We start from the raw sequence: 20,430 nt of genomic DNA on the forward strand, positions 1-20,430 counted from the left end.
AATCTTGTTAATACGAGACAATAACCCTTTATTCAGCTGAGCATTTTGGCACACAAAAAGACCCACTTCTCAAAATTAAGAGAAGAGGGTCTTAACAATACCGAGCAGTGCTTCAGGTTTTACAAGCACTTTTGTTCATTCTCAGCTACCCCATCATTATCAATGGTTAACCTCGTGCTGCCAGAGAGTGATTCTGTATAGCCGCATGCAACGGTTTCCTTCGTCATTCCTCTAGAATCCGTATATTTCAAATATACGGCACCTTCACCTGCTAAATTTAATTGCGGTTTTATTCGAACCGTATCGCCAGCTTTAATTTCTTTTGAATAGCTATGCACTTCTAAGCTTGAAATGATTCCTGTTTCAACCGAAACGATATCATAGTCCGATTGATTATGAATAGTCACAGAAAAGCTCTGAAGCATCCCGAAATTGTCTGTATTTGTTCTAAGCCAGTTGAATAAAAAAATGACAAGCATCAAAGCGAATACACCCAATAACATATATCCCTTATTCTTGCTCAAAATGGCTCCTACTTTCTTCAAGGGATCGTGTAAAAAAACCGATTGAATCGCTACGTTTATCCGAAAAATGACTCCGGATAAATCAGTTCACCTTGCACTTTTTTTCGGTTTCCTTGCGCTAATTCATATACCATAAAGACTTCGTCAGGCACATCAAATTGTTTTAGCTCGAATCCTAATGATCTTGCTGGTTTAAATCCGAATTTAGGGTAATACGTTGGATGCCCGATTAAAAAAACATAATCATAACCCAGCTCCGCGCTTCTTTTTAATCCCTCTTGGATCAATAGACCGCCTAATCCTTTCTTCTGTTGACTTGGCAGCACTGCAATTGGAGCAAGAACGATAACATCATGTTTGTTTTCTCCATCCACAACCTGAGCTTTACTAAATAAAGCATGTCCAATAACTTGATCATTTTCTTTAGCTACAATAGACAACTCGGGTACAAACGATTCCGAAACTCTAATTTTCTCAACCAATTTCGATTCATTTTCTCTGTTGTCAAAAGCCAAATAATTTAGTTGAAAAACATCTGCGAAATCATTCACTTCTTCTGTTCTAATTTCCACTTGTTGCTCACTCCTGCCTATATGTAATAAGACGATCTTTTTTTCAAAAAAGTAACTTATCGTTGCAAAATTGTTTATAAAAATGACTGCCGTCATTGACGGCAGTCTGTTCGTTGAAGAAACCTATTGCTCAGTTAAAATAATCGGTCCTTCATCTGTAATCGCGAGCGTATGCTCGTATTGTGCAGACAAACCTCCATCAACCGTACGAGCCGTCCATCCGTCTTCATCTATTTTACTGTGGTACTTCCCTGTATTGAGCATCGGCTCTATAGTTAAGACCATCCCAGCCTTTAATCGCGTACCTCTATTCGCAGGTCCATAATGAGGCACCTGAGGCTCCTCATGCATTTTCTGCCCTATTCCATGACCAATAAAATCTCTTACAACGGAGAAGCCTTGTGCTTCTGCGAAAGATTGAATCGCATGAGAAATATCTCCGATTCTGTTTCCGACTACAGCCTGCTCAATTCCTTTATAAAGTGATTCCTTTGTAACATCAAGCAGCTTTTGCGAAGTTTCAGATACATTTCCTACTGCGTAAGACCAGGCAGAATCCGCTAACCATCCATCTAAGTTGACCACCATATCAATCGTTACGATGTCTCCATCGACTAAGGCCCTCTCACTTGGAAAACCATGACATATCACATCATTAATCGAGGCGCAAGTCGCAAAAGGGTAGCCGTGATAACCTTTTTGTTCGGGAGTAGCTCCATTATTTTGCAAAAAGGTTTCGACAAATTTATCAATCTCTAACGTCGTTATGCCTGCACGAATAAACGTTCGAAGCTCTCGATGACAAGCAGCTAAAACGTCCCCTGCTTTTTTCATCTTTGCTATTTCTTCACTCGTCTTGATTACAATCATTTCAATCACCCAATCCTTTACTTCATTGACGATGATGCCTGAAGTATTTTTCTAAAAAACAATGTGATTCTAAGGATACCTCAAATGGTCAAAAAAATATATCCAAACCGCACAAAAACCGTCAGTATTTTATAAGATGCGTCACTGCATTATATGTGCAAATGACCCTGTGTGTGTAGAAAGGCGTTTTAATGATTTACCATTTTGGGAGAGAAAGCAATTTATCGCGGAGCTCAATGTAGGCATGATCCCAGCCCATTTTCGCAAAAAAACGAAGACCGTCTAAACCTTTAAAATATCGAGCTCCTGTAAGCCTCTCCTTAAAGTTTTCTATCGGTTTGCCTATTTGCTCATAATGAACACGGAATGCTTCTTTCAAGTCTATACCAGGGATTGCATGTTCAATCGTCGCTATATCGATCATGAAGTCACCATACAAAAACCCGGCATCAATAATTCCAGTAATGCTATGACCATCAGAAATAATATTCCACTCATGACAATCATTGTGAACAAAATGTCTATGTGGTGCGTTATACTGGCAAAACGCGATAAGCCTTGCATAAATCTCTTCAAAGACATCTCGTTCCAAACATGTCATGTGATATAGCTCATGCCAGTTTTCCCAAAAGGTTCCCTCCTGATTCTCTGCATAAAATGCTGCTACAAATTGCTCCCACGCAGCATATTGTCCATTTCTGCCTTCAACGACCGGCCCAGATCCCGTTGTCTGTCCTAATTGAACCTGATTCATCTTGGAAATGACATGAACCAGATCCGGCACAACAGCAATCTTCTGCTCATCATCCAGGTCCGCCAGTACAATTCCTAGCTTTCGCTCTGAAATACAATAACTGAAATGCCCCTCATCACCCATTCCACAAATTTTTGGATAAGGCACCTCTTGCGAAGAAAGCAGCTTTGAAATCATCTGCTCTTGCTGAAAAGATTCCTTAGACGCATTGAAGCGTACAACATACGGTTCATTGTCCAATTCAAAGAAAAAGACACTGCTGAAATTACCACCTTCACCTGCTGTGACATCGCTTACATTTCTTCCGAAATGACGCTGCAATACAGTATAAACTTCATTAACTGATAAGCTCGGTTTAACATGTGACATAGTAACGCCCCCCATTATTTTGATTAAATATAGCTGGATTACAATGAAGGCTGCAAGAGAAACAATTGTTATACTCATTTGTTACTCTTACCTCGGAGGTTCTGATATTGCATTCCGATGTACAAATAAAAAAAGCCCTCAATGGGCTTTTTTTAGGCAAACGATGTTGATAATCGTTACTAATTTATTATTCGCCGATGGCTACTTCGCCTTGCCATTGAAGCATGCCGCCAGCAACGTTTACAACTTTATAACCTTGGGATTCCAGGAAATCGCAGGCTTTACCACTACGACCGCCGCTGCGGCAAATGAGAATGATCTCTTGTTCCCCTTGCTGAAATTCATCAATCCGCTCTTGAAGCGTCGATAGCGGAATGCTGCGTGCTTCTTTAATATGGCCTTCTTGCCATTCTTCAGGTTCACGCACATCAACTAGATTTAAGGTTTTGCCTTCTTTCAACTGGCTCTCTAACTCGGCTGTCGTAATCTCTGAGTACATGTTACCCATCCCTTCAAGCATTGCATTAAATTTTCATTTAAAAGCATTGTAACGCTAAGGTCAGCCCATGTCTATCTTGTCAGGCCCTCCCTAATTATTAATATCATTAAGTAATTGGAATATATTCGCCGTTCCATTCATATTGGTAGCCATCATTTATCCGAATATAACCTAGAATAAAGCGATGTCTCTCCCTGTAGAAAACATCGGAGTAATTCTGATTGTCTCGATTACCCTCTGCTACTAATACCTGTGTATCCTCACAGCTTAAAATAATTCCAATATGATCATGTGGATCATCAGAGAGCAGCTTATCGTAAATGACAATATCACCTCGCTGAGGTGTAAATCCATCATGTCCGTCCTTATGTAAAAATCCGGTTTCAGGCAGCTGTGCCCATTCTAGCCAAGCAGCTACACCAGCGAAACGGCAAACACCGTTTGGGTAACGAATAGGAAGATGAAGGCCAGCTAATCTGCAGCAATGATAAACAAATGCAGCACACCAGCTATTTTTCAGCACTTTATAAATAGCTGAGTCTGGCCAATAACGGCAAATTTCCCTATACCGTTCATCGCCAGGCACACCAATGATATCTTCACGTGCAAGCGTCTCCGCGATTTCGGCAAGAAGCTCCCGTGTATCTAAACGATCATGCATCCATTCTCTGTTCTTGCTTTTTTCCTCTCTTATACTTTTGGAGGTAATCATTAACTCCTTTAACACATATTCAAGTCTGCTCTTCCCATCCTGATCGAAATAAATGTCTGGTTTGTGAAGATACAATTGCAATACGTAGGCATCCTTTAAAATCTCTTCAAAAGGTCCTTGGATGCTGCTCCTGTCTTCGTGATAAAAGATCGCTCTAAGAATCGTATTCTGCTCTTCATTCGTAAACAGATCCAAATCCCTAATAAAAGGTCGGACTGATTCTGCGCTGTTAAGTCCTGAAAATTCGCAAATTCCGGTTTTGTATTCATAAAAACGGTGAAGCAATCCTGCGATTGATGCGAGTTCAGAATCCTGTCCTCTTCTCATCGCTAGCAAGGAAGCCAAGCTAGAAACGCCGAACAAATGAATGGATGCTTCCTGTTTCTCTACCTCATTATTCATCGATGAAATCAATTCTTGAACAAAAAAACGAATGCTTTCCATTCGATTCTCTTTTTTAACAGTGTTCAACTGGGCTCCTCCTTCACTTGAATAACATGCTACCGCTTATTTCTATTTTTCGCTGCAAGCAGTCGATTGATCGTAGCTCCGCTCTCCGCTTCAGCCTGCTGATTCACATTATTCCTCTTCAAATCGCTTGAACCGTTAAGATCGTCATTTCTAACCTGTTCAAACTCTCTTGTTGGCGCTTGAGTACTAGAATCACCTGCAATAGAGTTGCTCATATTCAGCTCAGAGCCTCGTTTGCCTGCCTTGCGATAAATCCGTATAGTTCCGATTGACATTCGCTCGGAATATAAACGCTTGATCATCCTCCAAGGACATATTTGTTACAGTCCGTTCAACTGCAGCATTTAACCCAGAGGAGTTTTGCGAAGCAAAACTTACTTCGTAAGCATGACTTAGCAAAGTAATACTCTACTTCAATATCTTCATTTATACATTCATACTCCACTCCGCAATCATTATTTCCTTTTTATACGAGGACGTAGTCGACGGATACCTAGCCATAAAGCAAGGATTGAGAGAAGCGAATACACAATGACGAACTCCTGCCATAAAGCAAGTGGTGCATTGTTCATTGACTGTCTGCTCGTATTTACGGAAAAAGCTTGATCTGAGATAGATGGATCTAGAATGCTGTATAAGGCAGCTGCTGGATTCCAAGCAATGACATGACCGATCCAGCCGTACGAATTTGTAGTTGATACCGGCAATTGTTCCACCACGCCAATGAGCACTATATAAAATAGAGCCGTTCCGCCAAACAAAAACAAGGTTAGACCGTACGTCACAATCACAGATATCATCGTTCGCTTGAACAGCGTCGAGAACGATATACCGAATGCACCAAGTACAAACATAATGAACAAATAAAATAAAAAGACAAGAAAAAGCTGTTTTGGTGAGATGCCGCCATATAAAAAAATCATGCTGTATACAGGAATCGTACTGATAACGATGAGCACCATGAAACTCAGAGAAGACACTAGCTTGCTTAGAATGATCGTTGCCGAGCTTTGCTGTGTCGTAAGCAGCAAATTAAGCGTCTGCTTCTCTCGCTCTCCACTGATGACACCGGAAGTAAGACCTGGGGCCATGAAAGCGATCAAACCAAGCTGCGCCATACTCATAAAATAAAACAAAATCTTGCTTTGCTCTGGATTAAACGACTGTCCGCGTCCAGAAGTCACTTCTGATAAATAAATCGCGCTTAATGCCAGTAAGCCAATTGCAAATAAATAAGAGAACAACGTCCACATCGCACGCGGAGTCCTCATTCTTAGTTTGAACTCTTTGTTCAATACAGGGTTAATAAGCTGATTACGCCAGCTTATTCGGTCTGACCTTGCCGCTGATTGCTCCTTCATTCGAGTCCGTCGCCTCCCTTCGTAATTTCCAAAAACACGTCCTCGAGATTCGTTTGAGCTTCGCTGAAGGAAATAAGTTGAAATCCAGCTTCTACAAGCTCATGAAGCAGCCGTGATTGCTCCGCATCCTGACCGCCAAAATGAATCTGAATCCCTCGTTCATCTCTTAAAATCCGGTTGACATAAGGACGTTCACGTAAGAAGTGTTCCGCTTCTGATTCTCGACCTTGCAATCTCACATGCAGTAATCGTTTTACCCGTAATCTATTTTGAATATCTGTGACATTTCCAATCGCAATCATTTCACCATGCTCAATGACGCCGATTTCATCTACCATTTCCGCGAGCTCAGGCAAAATATGCGACGAAATAATAATCGTTTTGCCCATGGACTTAAGCTCTCGCAAAATTTCGCGCATCTCAATCCGTGCACGCGGATCAAGGCCTGAAGCAGGCTCGTCTAGAATAAGCAGCTCTGGATCATGAACGAGGCAGCGCGCGAGGCAAAGCCGCTGCTTCATCCCCCGAGAGAGCGAATCTACATAAGCATCTTTTTTATCACTTAAATTAACAAGCTCCAGCAATTGCGGAATCAGCTGTTCCCGCTCCGCCTTCGGTATTCCATAGCTAGCTCCGTAGAAATGCAAATATTCTATCGTTTTGAATTGGTCGTACACACCAAAAAAATCTGGCATATATCCAATTCGCTTTCGCACTTCATGAGGATGTATCGTTACGTCAAATCCGTCTACTTTGGCGATTCCAGAAGTGGGTATCATTAACGTGGCTAGAATAGACATCGTTGTTGATTTCCCCGCTCCATTTGGTCCAACAAATCCAAAAACTGTTCCTTTTTGAATCGTTAAATCGATCGACTTAAGAGCTTGAAATGTTCCGAATGTTTTGGAAAGCTGCTTGATTTCAATCATTGGCACTTCAAACTGCTCATTTGATGGTTGAACTAATGGAGCCGAATTAGCCAATTCAACATTAATGATTTCTATATCGTTATTTTTGTTCATTTTGTCCGTATCTCTCCTTCTAAAGCAATCTGCGGCAAGCTCGTTTCCACAGAACCAATGACCGAAAACTTCATCCGAACCATTTGATTATTAATTAAATACTCATTTGGCGCTGCTGCGGCACTGTTCGTATCTGTCCAACTGCCTGTTTTTTCGTTCCAGACCGTCAGTGCAAGATTTGTAGTTTTTGTACCACTGTTGAAAAGAATTTCTAGATGGTCGTATACGGCCGCATGATCATTTGGGAGTAAATACTCAAAGGTAAGCTCACCCTCGCCTATTGAATAATTTCCATTACCGTAGTTTTCCAAATGACTTGTAGCATTTTCTGTAATAATCGGATTAATTAATCCTGCTGGTACGATGACACGATTTCCATCAATAAACGCAGTGTCAACTTTCTGAACCCAAAGCTTCAAATTATCCGTCCGAATGGTTTCACCGTTCACCTTGTACTTCTGCTCATGATCCGTGCTAAAGCCAATCAATAAAGGGTCTGGTGGAATAATGCCCCCATTGCCCCGGTTGACATATCTGTCGACAAGCTGACGCTCGCGATTATAATCATCTTTACCTCGGTTTGATGGATACGGAAACATCATCTGTCCATAAGGATAATAACCAGACTGATTGTTCGTCTTTTTTGTTATCGTCGTTTGCCCGCTCTCGCCTCGCTTCAAGTCACCAATGAGCTGAGCTTGACCATTGATGAGCAAGGATACATTCGTAAGATCAGTCGTCGTATTATTGGTAGCACTAACCTCAATCGAATGGCGGCTCTGTTTGTACGCAAGCGTTAACTGCCCCGTATCGCTATTCATTGTCTGCTTTTCCATCCATACCTTACGTGTTGACCAATAAGGAACGGATCGCCACACCGCTGTAGTCGTGTTATTTTCTGAAATCAATTGTGTTTTACCATCGGTAGCTGGGTTTCCGTTCTGGTTATAATTGGAATAAAAAATTAAATTTTCTTTTTTATCAAATTCAGCGGTCACCGTACCTCCACTTGGTATAAACACCGCCGTTGCACCTGATCGAACAGCGTCACCTTGCCCTGTGAGTTCAATGATCTCAATCGTATGAGCTGATAAGTTTCGCTTATCATCAGCGCCAAAGAAAAAGATTGCAACTCCGGTAACGACAGAAAAAGCTGGAATAAGCCACCATGACCATTCTCTACGATCTGTTTTGGCTAATATGATATACAGCACTGGTGCAACTATGATCATGTAGCCGACAAACATCCACAAAAGGAGCATGAAGTTGGGTGGTTTAATCGAAGGGAATTCATCAACAATACTTTCAATATTCCATAACATGCTATTCGAGCTGTTCATCATGCCTGGCTGCAGCGGCGTCAAATTGTTTTTCAGCAGCTTCGCCCAAAGCATCGCACTTCCTGCCCAAGTAGACATGGGCTCAAGTGAAGGATCAAAGGCGATATAAATAACGCTGCCAAATCCATAATTACGAGACACGACTAGCGGCAAATTATTCTCAGCCACGTCTGTTTTGCCATCGATTATGCGCCCTGTCGAGATGACCAAAGGTTTTTCTAATGTAAGTGGCGTACCTCCGAAGCTGGCAATTGAAGCCGCGCTAGATATCGTCGACGTGCCAGACGCTTCGAGCGGTGAAATTTCATGAAAGGCTTCTGCGGTTTTGCTATAGCCCGCTCCTCCAGATAACACGAGTGTTCCGCCTTGCTGTACCCAATTCGTGATGGCTTCAATTTGAGGCTCCGTCCAGCCTGCTGTAGCCATATCATTAATAACAATAGTATTTAGTGTTTTGAGCAAAACAGGATCATTCGGTAATTCCTTTTCATCAATCGGTATAACCGTTATCTCATAGCCACGTTGATTTAATGATGGCATAAAGTTCAAAGTATCCGGATCGCGAGAAATAACACCAATGGTATAACTGCTTGCCGTCCTTACGTCTATGTAATCGTTGCCGATAATTGGAATAATTTTTCCTGATTTGTATGAGTCCTTATAAAATTGAATTTTACTATTGTTCTTATTCAGAACCTCACCTGGGATTGAAGCTGTTAGTTGTATGGCTGTACCTTGTGGCAGCTCGACAGGAATGACCAAGTCATTTGCTCCAGTTATGGTAACTACAACATCCCCCTTCAAATCCTCAGAGGTACGGTTGGTCAGTGTAAGCCTTGCCGGATACCACTCATTTTGCTTCATATAGCCTTGAAAGCCGACACTCGTTTCCAAAGCAATTCCATTCTCCAATGATGCTGCCTGCACGCTGCCAGATATGCCTAAAAAAGCTGCTATCATACTGATAATAACCGCATACGCGATTGTTCGATTTCTAAAGTTAATAAAACGGTTCACCATTTGATCCCTCTCTTTACTTGATATTCCAATTATATACATCCTTATTTTAACGGATTTTACAAATGGATTGTTGCATTATTTTCCAAACAAACATAAAAAACACAAAAAAACGACAAAACTCGATCCTATAAGCTGCGCTTACGGTGTTCAAAGTTTCATCGTTTTCCAGTTCTATGGTAAATTTACTTATAGACGCACTGCCGTTCCACTAACAGCTACCATCAGCATTCCTTCGCGCACTACCTCATAATCGATGTCAATTGCAACGATAGCATTTGCTCCAAGTGAAGAAGCTTGATTTTTCATCTCTCCAATGGCTACGTCGCGAGCTTCCTTCAGCTTGCTCTCATATGCACCAGAGCGACCTCCAACGATGTCAGTAATCGATGCAAAGAAGTCACGAACAACGTTTGCGCCCATAATTGCTTCTCCCGTAACGACTCCTAGATAATCTTGAATGGGGCGTCCTTCTATTGTTGGTGTTGTTGAAATTAGCATTGTTATGCTCCTCCTGCTTCTTTAAGAAGCTATTAATTAAAACATTTGCTTATAATACGAGCAACTCTACTTCATGTTTCAATTAAATGCCATCATTCAGTTCCTTCAAATTTACGTTAATGAGTTTATCCGTATCCGTACTCACTTTAATGGTAACACGAATAGCAATTTGTTTGGCATCTTTATTTAACAGCAGAACGAAGGACTCCTCTGACTCTCCATTCGGAAGCTTTTTTCTTCCTTCATATTTGTAGTTGACGATAGAAGCATCACTGTAAGCTTTTGACGTTTCCTGCATGGCCAACTTTCCCCACTTTGCGTAGGATGGCTCCGCGTGCAAGGCAGCAGTTTCCAACACAATGACGTCCGAATGTGTGAAGCTGAGCAGAGCAAATACAGCCTTAATTACAATATTAATTATCATTTACACGAACCACCTATTTCATTGATTGTAATGGTACTAGCGTCACCCTCTTCGCTGTGTACTATTCTTAAATGGTGAAGGTTTTAGCCCATTTTATAGGGATAAGTGCCCTTTATTCGTTCAAAGCATATTGTAGAGTATGATAAAAAGGAGGCACACCATGATACGCAATCAATCTTATATGCCACAATCGGCTGTTATGCCCGAGTATTTCCAACAAATGCAAACTAGCCCGAATCAGGCAAATTTGGGGCCGCAAACTGCAAATGCAGAGACTGCTCCCCCCCAATATCATTGCTGTGTTGATTTAAGCCAAATGCATCACTATCCTCACATGCACGACTTCCACCACATGCATCACCCCCATCACATGATGGATGACTTTCATCCGATGATGGAGGATTTCCACCACATGCATCACTTTCACCCCATGATGGATGATTTCCATCACATGCATCACGATCATCATATGATGGATGAAATGTGGGATGAGCATATGCACTACGATCACCATCATTATCATGATGGGTGGGAGCATATGACATTAGACTATCATCATGCTTGGTTCCATCCTATGATGCATCATCACCCGCATCATGTCTGCTTTCCGGTTACATGCCAGCCAGCTGGTGAGCAGCTGCAGAAGGCTGCAGTAGAAAAGCCTTACGGTTAAAAAAGAAAAACACAAAAGGGCAGATTGAATGGTAATACCATTCAATCTGCCCTTTATCTTACATTCAATTATTGCGATAAACTGCCTTCGAGCCGTGAACGTGCCCGACATGGGCCGATTGGAATTTGAATCAGACTCGTTTGTCCGATTGGAGTTAATCCATAAAGCTCATTCATGGAACTAACGTCGAACCCAAGCAGCGGTCGTCCTTCCATTCCTATTGCGCAAGCTGCGAGCAGCAAACGCTGAACCAGCATTCCCGCTTCCATTTGTTGAATACGATAGCCACGATAACCAAGCTCGGTGTGAAGATGTTCCAGATCGGCGGCCACATGAAAGCTAAGCGGTACCTGGAATAAATTCACGTTATCCAAAGACATGCCATACTGAAGCCATGGCCTTTGATCGCCTTCACGGACAAGCTGCAATACATGAGCCTTTGCATCATAGTGATATGCTCCATCTCGTATCCCATGAACACCATAAAAGCAGCCATATAACTTTACGCGAGATATTGGACTCTGCATCGAACCATCCAAATCATTTCTATACTTATATGAAATCATGATCTCTTGCAATAGTGCCGCCAAATCCATTTGACTCACCGCTTGCAATATAAATTCATTCTCTGGTGAATAACGTTGCCTGCATACCGATGCTAAATCATATGTCAGCCTATTTACTTGAGGTAAAACATGACCATCGCTTTGATTAACCGTCTTTTCTTCCCTTCCCAGCTGTTTAAATGCTAATGCGGAATCCATGATGGATGCTTCATTGAGCTTAATCAGCATCGGATAGTTCAATACGTTTTTTGAACGCATATAGTGTTCGTGCTCTATGATAGGTAGATCACTGCATAATTCTGCTAATGACATCAGGTTTTTGGTGCTAGTATCATTATGGAACCATTCCATATTGGAATCTATCGTAAGGGGAATCACAGCATATACACTTTCCTCTGAGTCTGGCAGCCCAAGCAAATGGTTGATGGCACGGTCAAGAAACTGAAAGTAAACACCCGCTTCAAAGTCAAAACGCTTCGCTACCTCAAGCAGTTGACCAATTAACAAACCTGCATCTAATCCCTGCAAACGATATGAAAAATTATTGTATTTATAAAAATTTTTCCAAAAAAAAGTAGATACAAAAACAGCTCCGAAGCAGCTTGATAAATCGCAACGGTTACCGAGAGCATTGCCTAAGTAACGATCGAATTGACCCTCCCGCAGCAAAATCAATCGATGATGAGCCGCATCATAATGATAAATCCCGTTAGGTAAATCATCCAACTTCAGATAAAGATACATTTCGCTAGGATACAGCCCACCACCTGAAGGAACAAACCTTCTGCAAAGCTGCAATAAGCTTTCCCATTCCTCCCCTGTATTTTGTTCGATAACAGCATGACTAAGCTGTGCCAGCCCGAATGTGTACCACAGAAAATGGCCTATATCCCGAAGCGTTGGCATCGCTTGATCTCTTTTGCCCGTTAGCGTAAGCGGAACATCCGAAGCGAGTGGAAATACAGGAAGATGACGATATAGTTTATACGGTAGAGGAGCGTTATCCCAATCAATTTCGACATCTTTCGGCTTGGTTTTGTCTGGGTCGTATTGCAATTGGTGCAAAAATGCCTTCAGACTCATTTCTCTTCCTCCTAAGTCCCAGCACAAGAAAACTATCTTAAAATAGCAGAAAGTGATTATGGAAACGGATGCGGATAAGGATTAAGCTGTTCATGCTTAAGATGCTCCTTTGTGTAGCCCAATTGTGCTGGTATTCTCAGCACCCTCTCTAGGCCATTCAAGCGGACAAGGTGTTGGCCGAATGTCATGGGAAGCATGCCGGGTATGAGCACCTTTACACAATGAAGTCCGTTTCTCAGCGTTTCTGGCGTCGTTTGATCAACAACGATCACCTCTAAATTAAGCTCACGGAAAATTTGGAGAAATACGTTTAATTCATCCGTTAAATCTGCATGCCGCGCCTTTGGTTTGAACGACTCTTTAAAGGTGAGGATCGGACGGCCATTTTGGAGCAGAAAATTCATTCGTTCTTCTGCTTCCTTCAAGCTGTACAGCATGGAGTGATCTTCCATTTGTCGTACTAAAAAAGGATCGTGCAGCATTTGTTCATACTGCTCGCGGTTCTCCTCTAATTTTTCGTTAAAAGCTAACAGCATGCCCGCAATCTCATGAATTGCACCTTTTGCCGCCCTCACAGGATCAGGATGTGCCCCCGCGGCGCAAATCATATTTACGCCATGATCCTTTCTGTTTTTGGCAAGTACCCACACACTTGGAATGCCGTGCTCCATAGTCGAATCGAACAAATACACATCGTAATGGGTAACATCGCGTAATCGCTCAACCATTAAGTTCATTTCAAGATCGCCGGAGGAATAAGGATCTATTGGAACAAGCGGCAGCTGCGCATACCAGGTCATAAGAAATGAATCCCGTTCCACAACCTCCAATATGCCGTAAAAGATAGCTTCCTCCAAGCTTCCTCCCAAAGCGCAGCCATTCGAGGTTTCGTATACAAAGCCGTGGCCGCAGCCGGAGCTGTAGTAAGCGAGCAGCTCTGGAACGAGAATAGGCCTCTCCTGCAAGAATGAATAACCCCATACCCAATCTATTTTCCTGCTCGGATCGAATGGCTGAAACGGAAAATCAGGTCGCTCATACTGCGTTTTAGCGTGTACACCTACCCGAATGGGATCAAGCGCTATCTCTGTTAAATGATCATAACTATCGTGAACCGCTGTTTTCTTTCCCCTAGGCGATATGCCGCAATAACGTTCCAACCCTTCCAAAATGGCAGTCATTTCACTGTCTTCAAAAGAGTGTGTACGCCCTGCGCAGCCTTCATCTCCCGAGAACATCGGTAAATTGATGCTTGAGTCAGCAAATGGCGACATGAGGTCGATCATTTTTCCATTCAAAAAACCGGTACGATTGTCTAGATAATCATTGGAAAGTACAGCTTTTAGCTCTCCCATCGAACGAGTGCGGTAGCTGGTTTCACTGATTTTCGGGCTTGGCTGCAGCTTAATTCGTGAAGCTATGGCAGTATCAGCAGGCATTTCTCCACATACCGTACAAAGAGGATCTGGCAAATAAAAATGATTTGAGCTGTTCAGCGTTTGCAAATGAATCAACTTGATACGATTTTCAAGATGGACTGTATTGCTTATTAGGAAGTTCTGGACTTCATCTGCAATCAGATAAGCCAAATGCAGAAGTCCGCTCTGAGAAGACCAAATATCCGGAAAAACTTCGCCATGCATGAACAAATGCTGCAGCTCCCACATTTCCTTTCGATCATTACCAGCCATTAAGCGCCGTAAATCAGCGCATTGCGAACAGCCCGCTTTCCCAGGAACGACAAGCGGACCAATCACACCCTCACCAAATGATACGAACCCGCGCAGCCACGGTTTACCCAATTGCTTGAATATTTCCTCCGCCATTAGATGAGAGGAGGAATCATAGCCATCACTAAGCACGAGAGCAAGCTCAGCCGTTTCCGGAACCTCGGACGTCATATCGTTCACCCTAATAAGTTGACAACTAACAGACAATATATCGCTTACGTAGTCCACGAGCTGCCCTTCTCCAACAACCGCTACAATAGCGTTCACTCTTCATCCTCCTCTCTAAGCGAGATGCCGAATACTCCCGCTAACTCCTCTTTCAAAAAAGGTTCTGAAGTTATGTTAAATACGAGTAGACGCTTGTGGATGCTATTCAAATGCTGCAAAGCAGACTGCAAAACCTCGTGGTGTTCGAATGGATTACAAGCTGGTATCGAAATAGGGTCTATTTCGGTTTCTTTTAGATTTATAGAAGACACTTGAGGCAAATCCACCGCAAAATGAGCATCTTTGTTTTGAATATCAAGCAAAGCAGTCAATAGTACTCTCCGAAGTGACCTTGTTATATTGAGATCAACGGCATCATACCAGCGATTGTTTGCTTTTAACCACACAACGGGAAAGCCTAATACCTCCTCACCGAGTCCAAATGTTGGTGCTCCTTGCATCGTTGTTAAGGCGCTTATATAGTAACGGCATCGTTCATCCTCTACATGACTAAGCTTCACCATTGTGATGGATGGGGTGTAAGCTTCGTATAACCTCATTCGTGCATCCACTAAATACTTTTGCAGAGCGCGGCAAACGCCCTCCTCGATTGTCTCACCAGCTCCTACACTTATCATCTCGTGGGATGTTGAAGATTCAGATACGCCGCTTTGTTCGTATGACTGGTTTATATGCAAATTCGCCATACGCGACATATAAGCTTCGATGCCAGCTAGACCTGCTTCCCTACGTGCCTCTTCATGCTTGAGACCATTACATACCATTTCAGGAAGCAGAAGAGCATGGCCATCTGAAAGCGGATCGACTGACTGAACACGGCATTGCGAAAGTGGAAGCTGCCGCAACTCCCCTTCATCCCAAATATGGAAGATACCTGTTTCCGTTGATGTTAACTGGCTGAAGAAAGGAAGCAATCCGCTTGAATCTCGTTTCCCTAAGTCCTCTCCTGCCTGAATTTTAAAATCTTCTACGATCTCAATAATACGTTTACCACTAACTAATGGATGGGGGAGGAACGAATGCCACTTCCCTTCCAGCGTCTCTAAATTTAGCAGAAACAGTTTATTATTTTTCTCGAGTTTTGTTACGCCCGCTGCAGTTTTTAACCATTCAAAGACGATTACGTTAGCGAGCAGCGATTCCGCAATGGATGAAGCGCCATGATCATTTGTGTCTTTATAAATGGCGGAATGATGGACTCTGCGCCATGCTGATTCCCAATCACCCTCCGAATTCAAATACGAGAGAGGAACTGCTAGACCTGCCTGCCCTAAGGTTATAGCCGCCATCAGCACTTTGTTTTTTTGTCGACACATTTCATTAAGCGATTTCAGCTCATGCTCGCCATCCTGATCCGATACAAATAGTACCGCATCATATGGCTGCACAATCGAAGACCAGTCTATTCCTCCATGTTTCGGCAAGTTGATCTCGTCCACCTTGACCTCTGAATCGAACTGTCGGTAATGCTGTTCTAGCTCCAAAATCCGTTTTTCATTTGTTGTTTCCGAGTTTAAACTTAGCAAGTGGAATTGTGGCAATCCAGACTCAAATAATGATTTAACAAGTGATACCAAAAAAGTGCCAGAGCCAACAACAAGCACGCTGGATTGACGATACAACTGAAAACGGTACGCCCCTGACCCGTCAAAGCTGTCCAAAAATTCAATTTGAGCATCAAATTTCTTAACAATACTCTCTTGCAGTTGATGCGGTCGATCCTGACTCACATCTTGAACATATCCGTTCGCATACAGTACTTTTGCAATCTCATAAACATGATCGCGGTATTGATCTGGCAATCCATCCGTTAAATCATGCATCGTATGCTCACCATTAAATACCGGAATTAATTTCTCAATCCATTGATCAATCGTACTACCTTCCATTCGAAATGAACCGATATTGTTTCGGAAATAGACACTTCCGTCCGAGCTGGGGAGAAAAAAAGTATCTCCCCTCACTTTAAGGCGCATAGAAGGATCCAAATTTCATTCCTCCTTATAATGAATTCTGACTTTTTGTAACATGAGATCCTCTATAATGGTATGTAAGGCTATTTGTCCGTCATACCAGCACAAGCATAGAAAGACACCTCTGCATCGCCAATAGCGTTTACAGAGGTGTCTTAAGCCTTCTATTTACATGTACATTTTAACGGCAACGGGCACAGCCAGCACATCTTGCACAGCCTCCGCAGCGTGCACAACCTCCACATCTAGCACAACCGCCGCATCCACCACAACCTCCGCATGAACAAAATCCGATACAAAAGCCGATGCAAAAGCCGATGCATAGACGAGCATTGTTAGGATCCACTTGACCTTGCCCCGCATTCGGCGTCATGCCGCTCGATTTAAATGCATCCATGTTCAGATTTTGAAGATCGTTCTTAAATTCATTCATCTCAGTAGCCTCCGTTATATGTTCATGTGATTATTATCGGCACTCACAAAATAGGAAATGAAAATGAGAACAACCCAAACTGGTCATATGCCGATAATCATTCATGACATATACGTATGAAAAAAGCTCCGCTAGTGTTACTAATCCATTCCCCTAGAAGCTCGAAATGTAAAATGAAAAACCAAAAAAAAGAGGCTGCTACAAGGTCAATGACCTTGCCCACAGCCTCTTTATTATTTCTGCAAAGCAACTTCAAGTTATACTTCTTCAGCAATGCGTGGTTTGCGCTTACGGTTCAAGAACTCGTATACGATTGGTACTATAATAAGCGTGAGCAGTGTTGAGCTCGTTAAACCGCCAATTACAGTAACAGCCATCCCTTTGGAAATCAAACCGCCAGATTCGAATCCAAATGCAAGCGGGAGCAATGCACCAACCGTTGCAATAGCCGTCATCAGAATCGGACGAAGACGTGTACCCGCTGCTTCAATTAATGATTCGCGGATGGAAAGTCCTTCTTTCTCCTTCTGAATAACACGGTCTACAAGAACGATCGCATTCGTAACGACAATACCAATGAGCATGAGCGCTCCGATCATTGCGGTTACGCTAAGCGTTTCTCCTGCAATTAACAAAGCCACTAGTGCTCCAATAATCGTGAACGGCAGTGAGAACAAGATCGCGAAAGGTGTTAATGCACCGCCAAATGTGATGACAAGCACAAGATAAACAACTGCGATCGCTGCTAGCATCGCTAGGCCGAGCTGCATAAACGATTCATTAATCTGCTCTGTTACGCCGCCCATATCAATATCAACACCAGCTGGAAGATCAGTCTCATCAATCATCTTCTGAAGTTCAGCCGAAACCTTACCGATGTCAGATGCGGTTACATCTGCTGAAACCTCAGCATACATACGACCATCGCGCCTAGTTATCGTATTAGGCGACTGGCCCTCTTCGATTGTCACTACATCTTTCAGAGCAACTTCTGTACCTAGCTGAGAAGTCAATTTCACGTTTTCGAGATCTGATTTATTCGCATAGGTTTTTGTATCAACCTTCACATATACGTTAAATTGCTCGCCATCCACTTCGACTGTTGTTAGAACTGGACGCTCACGTACCGGACTAAGAGCCATCGCAATTTGCCCTGCTGTCAATCCGTTTTGACTAAGCTTCTCTTGATTAGCTACAAGACGGTATTGCTCATATGTTTCCGATAAGCTGGAATCAATATTTTTCAAATCCTTATGGTCTGCAAGCTTCTTCATAAGATCATCCACAATAGGTTGAACCGCACTCATATCCGGACCATAAACGAGCATGGATACGCCCGATCCGCCAAGTCCACCGCCTGTGAAATCTTGCTGCTTCCACTCACCTTTGCCGCCTAATTCCTGCAGCAGAGGCACAACTTTTTCTTTCTCAGCTGTAAAATCAGCATAATCCTCATCATAGCTGAGGTTAAACAATGCTTGCTTTGATGCTCCAGGACTAAATGGATTTTGACCGCCAACCGCATATTGCACGACTGTAATGCCTTCACGATCCAGCAATTTCTTCTCTGCTTCAAGAGCCATTTTCTCAACCTGTTCACGTGTTTCACCAGGCGCAGGGTTATAGGAAACAATCATCATTTTCTGCTCGTCGCCAGCAATAAAGCTGGTTCCAATTACAGGGAGCAAGAACAAACTTCCGATGAGAAGAAGTGTAGCTAAACCAAATGTAACTAATTTATGGTCAAGTGACCAGCGAAGGACTCCCTTGTACCATTCAGCTAAGCGGCCCGGCTTATCGTGATGCACCTTACCAGCTTTCATACCTTTGCGGAACATCATATGTGCCAGCATTGGTACGACCGTAATGGCAACTAATAGAGATGCTAAAAGCGCAAATACAATCGTTAAAGCAAACGGAAGAAAAATTTCACCAATCATGCCAGAAACAAGTCCTAGCGGTAGGAATACGGCAATCGTTACGATTGTGGATGCCAAAATCGGTACGAACATTTCCTTCGTTGCATCAAGAATTAACTCCTTGCCCTTCATCTTCTCTGTAGGAAGTGCCATTCGTCGATATACGTTCTCGATAACGACAATGGAGTCATCGATTACCCGTCCAATCGCGACGGTCATCGCACCAAGCGTCATAATGTTCAATGTAATATCCATTTGGCTCAAAATAAGGAGAGCAATCAAGATGGACAACGGAATCGAAACGACAGCAATAATCGTGGAACGAATATCACGCAAGAAAATCATAATGATAATGACAGCGAACAATGCGCCGATTACCGCCTTGCTTAACATCGTGTGAACGGAATCTTCGATCGGCTTGCCTTGATCAAGTGTCGTTACAATAGATAAACCATCATTTTTACCTTCAAGTTCTTTTATTTCTGCTTTAACATTGTTAACGACGTCAACCGTATTGGAATCAGCCGCCTTTACTACGTTAAAGCCAATAGCATCTTTACCGTTCGTGCGAGAAATCGACTCCGCTTTGCCAATTATGCTAAGATCGGCAACATCGCTAAGCTTTACGCCTGGCACGATGATTAAGTTTTTCAAATCATTCTCTGTCGTTATGTTTCCATCAACGACTAGTGCCTTCTCTGACTCGCCAAATTCATAAATACCTAGCGGTACCGATATAGCCGAGGCTTGGATGATGCCTTTCACCATCTCTTCGGTTAAGCCGATTTGCTTTAGCTTATCCGTTTTGAAGGATAGTTCGCCTTCCTTAACGTTTTGTCCTGAGACTTGAATGCTCGCTACACCTTCAATACCCTGAAAGCGCGGCAAAACATTATCTTCAACTTCCTTCGTAAGTTGCTCTAAATTCATCTTATCGTTAGAGATACTCATCGAGAGTACAGGGAATGCATTCAAGCTGATACGGGATACCGCAGGATCTTGTGCTCCAGATGGAAGCTTTAGCTCAGAAAGAATATTTTTAACTTCTGCTTCCGCTTTATCCATATCCGTCTCATACGAATACTCAATTACGACAGATGAAGCATTCTCATAGGATGTTGAGCTGATGACTTTAACACCTTTAAGATTGCGAGTCCGCTGCTCAATCGGTTCCGTAATTTTTTCCATAACCTCTTCAGGTGCAGCACCTGGTAAAACGGTTGTGACGCTTACGATGGGTACTGTAATGTCGGGCAATGTTTCCATTTTCATATTCATTCCTGAATAAAGCCCCGCAAACAACACAAGTAACGTCAAAATCCACAAAGCAAATTTGTTATTAAGTGAAAACCGGATGATGCTCTTCAATCTCTTCCACTCCTCATCTTC

General features: G+C 42.7%; 18 protein-coding genes. 1 reads left to right on the top strand and 17 read right to left on the bottom strand.

Going from position 1 to position 20,430, the window contains the following annotated elements; translation table 11 throughout:
• Positions 1-119 precede the first annotated feature (119 nt).
• The 12 genes from AC787_RS31275 to AC787_RS31330 form a co-directional block, all read right to left on the bottom strand.
• Positions 120-524 carry a hypothetical protein gene (locus AC787_RS31275; protein WP_054028887.1) on the bottom strand — a complete coding sequence of 135 codons (405 nt, stop codon included), beginning with the start codon at positions 522-524 and terminating at the stop codon, positions 120-122.
• Between the two features lie 56 nt (positions 525-580).
• Positions 581-1,192 carry a GNAT family N-acetyltransferase gene (locus AC787_RS31280; protein ID WP_152970825.1) on the bottom strand — a complete coding sequence of 204 codons (612 nt, stop codon included), beginning with the start codon at positions 1,190-1,192 and terminating at the stop codon, positions 581-583.
• Positions 1,193-1,219: 27 nt separating this feature from the next.
• The gene (gene map, locus AC787_RS31285) at positions 1,220-1,966 is read right to left on the bottom strand and encodes a type I methionyl aminopeptidase (RefSeq protein ID WP_054028889.1); all 747 of its coding nucleotides are present in this window, start codon (positions 1,964-1,966) and stop codon (positions 1,220-1,222) included.
• A 196-nt stretch (positions 1,967-2,162) separates the two neighbouring features.
• On the bottom strand, positions 2,163-3,089 hold the full coding sequence (locus AC787_RS31290) for an aminoglycoside phosphotransferase family protein (protein ID WP_054028890.1): 927 nt from the start codon (positions 3,087-3,089) through the stop codon (positions 2,163-2,165).
• A 187-nt stretch (positions 3,090-3,276) separates the two neighbouring features.
• Entirely contained in the window at positions 3,277-3,588 is a 312-nt protein-coding gene (locus tag AC787_RS31295) for a rhodanese-like domain-containing protein (protein WP_054028891.1), read from the bottom strand.
• 106 nt (positions 3,589-3,694) lie between these two features.
• Complete coding sequence (locus AC787_RS31300; protein WP_054028892.1) at positions 3,695-4,771, bottom strand: CHAP domain-containing protein; 1,077 nt, start codon at positions 4,769-4,771, stop codon at positions 3,695-3,697.
• 29 nt (positions 4,772-4,800) lie between these two features.
• On the bottom strand, positions 4,801-5,073 hold the full coding sequence (locus tag AC787_RS31305) for a hypothetical protein (protein WP_054028893.1): 273 nt from the start codon (positions 5,071-5,073) through the stop codon (positions 4,801-4,803).
• Between the two features lie 153 nt (positions 5,074-5,226).
• Positions 5,227-6,132 (bottom strand): ABC transporter permease, encoded by a 906-nt coding sequence (locus tag AC787_RS31310; protein ID WP_063847741.1) that lies wholly within the window; start codon positions 6,130-6,132, stop codon positions 5,227-5,229.
• Positions 6,129-7,061 carry an ATP-binding cassette domain-containing protein gene (locus AC787_RS31315; RefSeq protein WP_054029057.1) on the bottom strand — a complete coding sequence of 311 codons (933 nt, stop codon included), beginning with the start codon at positions 7,059-7,061 and terminating at the stop codon, positions 6,129-6,131. Before AC787_RS31315 ends, AC787_RS31310 begins: the two co-directional genes overlap by 4 nt.
• An 89-nt stretch (positions 7,062-7,150) precedes the next feature.
• Positions 7,151-9,514, bottom strand: coding sequence for a DUF4350 domain-containing protein (locus AC787_RS31320; protein ID WP_054028894.1), 2,364 nt, complete (start codon positions 9,512-9,514; stop codon positions 7,151-7,153).
• A gap of 186 nt (positions 9,515-9,700) precedes the next feature.
• Complete coding sequence (locus tag AC787_RS31325) at positions 9,701-10,012, bottom strand: YbjQ family protein (protein WP_054028895.1); 312 nt, start codon at positions 10,010-10,012, stop codon at positions 9,701-9,703.
• 82 nt (positions 10,013-10,094) lie between these two features.
• Positions 10,095-10,436, bottom strand: coding sequence for a DUF3889 domain-containing protein (locus AC787_RS31330; protein ID WP_054028896.1), 342 nt, complete (start codon positions 10,434-10,436; stop codon positions 10,095-10,097).
• Positions 10,437-10,596: 160 nt separating this feature from the next.
• Here AC787_RS31330 and AC787_RS31335 point away from each other — a divergent pair, with 160 nt between their 5' ends.
• Positions 10,597-11,109 (top strand): hypothetical protein, encoded by a 513-nt coding sequence (locus tag AC787_RS31335; protein WP_054028897.1) that lies wholly within the window; start codon positions 10,597-10,599, stop codon positions 11,107-11,109.
• A 68-nt stretch (positions 11,110-11,177) separates the two neighbouring features.
• Here the strand turns inward: AC787_RS31335 and AC787_RS31340 are convergent, their stop codons facing one another.
• The 5 genes from AC787_RS31340 to AC787_RS31355 all read right to left on the bottom strand — a co-directional run bounded on the left by AC787_RS31340 (position 11,178) and on the right by AC787_RS31355 (position 20,409).
• Positions 11,178-12,758 (bottom strand): SagB family peptide dehydrogenase, encoded by a 1,581-nt coding sequence (locus AC787_RS31340; RefSeq protein ID WP_054028898.1) that lies wholly within the window; start codon positions 12,756-12,758, stop codon positions 11,178-11,180.
• A gap of 56 nt (positions 12,759-12,814) precedes the next feature.
• Positions 12,815-14,755: a TOMM precursor leader peptide-binding protein gene (locus tag AC787_RS31345; RefSeq protein ID WP_054028899.1), complete on the bottom strand. Its 1,941-nt coding sequence runs from the start codon at positions 14,753-14,755 to the stop codon at positions 12,815-12,817.
• Positions 14,752-16,692 (bottom strand): putative thiazole-containing bacteriocin maturation protein, encoded by a 1,941-nt coding sequence (locus tag AC787_RS31350; protein WP_054029058.1) that lies wholly within the window; start codon positions 16,690-16,692, stop codon positions 14,752-14,754. The genes AC787_RS31345 and AC787_RS31350 overlap by 4 nt, the downstream gene beginning before the upstream one ends.
• Before the next feature lie 178 nt (positions 16,693-16,870).
• Positions 16,871-17,122, bottom strand: coding sequence for a heterocycloanthracin/sonorensin family bacteriocin (locus AC787_RS33550; protein ID WP_082361367.1), 252 nt, complete (start codon positions 17,120-17,122; stop codon positions 16,871-16,873).
• 257 nt (positions 17,123-17,379) lie between these two features.
• Positions 17,380-20,409 (bottom strand): efflux RND transporter permease subunit, encoded by a 3,030-nt coding sequence (locus AC787_RS31355; RefSeq protein WP_054028900.1) that lies wholly within the window; start codon positions 20,407-20,409, stop codon positions 17,380-17,382.
• Between the last annotated feature and the right edge of the window lie 21 nt (positions 20,410-20,430).

The organism is Bacillus sp. FJAT-28004, from assembly GCF_001280845.1.
In the GTDB taxonomy this organism is placed as follows: Bacteria; Bacillota; Bacilli; order Paenibacillales; family Paenibacillaceae; genus Pristimantibacillus.

Bases quoted from the DNA above. Each gene is read 5' to 3' on its own strand.
- AC787_RS31315 (WP_054029057.1), bottom strand. From the start codon at position 7,061: ATGATTGAAATCAAGCAGCTTTCCAAAACATTCGGAACATTTCAAGCT.
- AC787_RS31290 (WP_054028890.1), bottom strand. From the start codon at position 3,089: ATGTCACATGTTAAACCGAGCTTATCAGTTAATGAAGTTTATACTGTA.
- AC787_RS31340 (WP_054028898.1), bottom strand. From the start codon at position 12,758: ATGAGTCTGAAGGCATTTTTGCACCAATTGCAATACGACCCAGACAAA.
- AC787_RS31350 (WP_054029058.1), bottom strand. From the start codon at position 16,692: ATGCGCCTTAAAGTGAGGGGAGATACTTTTTTTCTCCCCAGCTCGGAC.
- AC787_RS31325 (WP_054028895.1), bottom strand. From the start codon at position 10,012: ATGCTAATTTCAACAACACCAACAATAGAAGGACGCCCCATTCAAGAT.
- AC787_RS31295 (WP_054028891.1), bottom strand. From the start codon at position 3,588: ATGTACTCAGAGATTACGACAGCCGAGTTAGAGAGCCAGTTGAAAGAA.
- AC787_RS31305 (WP_054028893.1), bottom strand. From the start codon at position 5,073: ATGATCAAGCGTTTATATTCCGAGCGAATGTCAATCGGAACTATACGG.
- map (WP_054028889.1), bottom strand. From the start codon at position 1,966: ATGATTGTAATCAAGACGAGTGAAGAAATAGCAAAGATGAAAAAAGCA.
- AC787_RS31320 (WP_054028894.1), bottom strand. From the start codon at position 9,514: ATGGTGAACCGTTTTATTAACTTTAGAAATCGAACAATCGCGTATGCG.
- AC787_RS31330 (WP_054028896.1), bottom strand. From the start codon at position 10,436: ATGATAATTAATATTGTAATTAAGGCTGTATTTGCTCTGCTCAGCTTC.
- AC787_RS31310 (WP_063847741.1), bottom strand. From the start codon at position 6,132: ATGAAGGAGCAATCAGCGGCAAGGTCAGACCGAATAAGCTGGCGTAAT.
- AC787_RS33550 (WP_082361367.1), bottom strand. From the start codon at position 17,122: ATGAATGAATTTAAGAACGATCTTCAAAATCTGAACATGGATGCATTT.
- AC787_RS31335 (WP_054028897.1), top strand. From the start codon at position 10,597: ATGATACGCAATCAATCTTATATGCCACAATCGGCTGTTATGCCCGAG.
- AC787_RS31280 (WP_152970825.1), bottom strand. From the start codon at position 1,192: ATGACGGCAGTCATTTTTATAAACAATTTTGCAACGATAAGTTACTTT.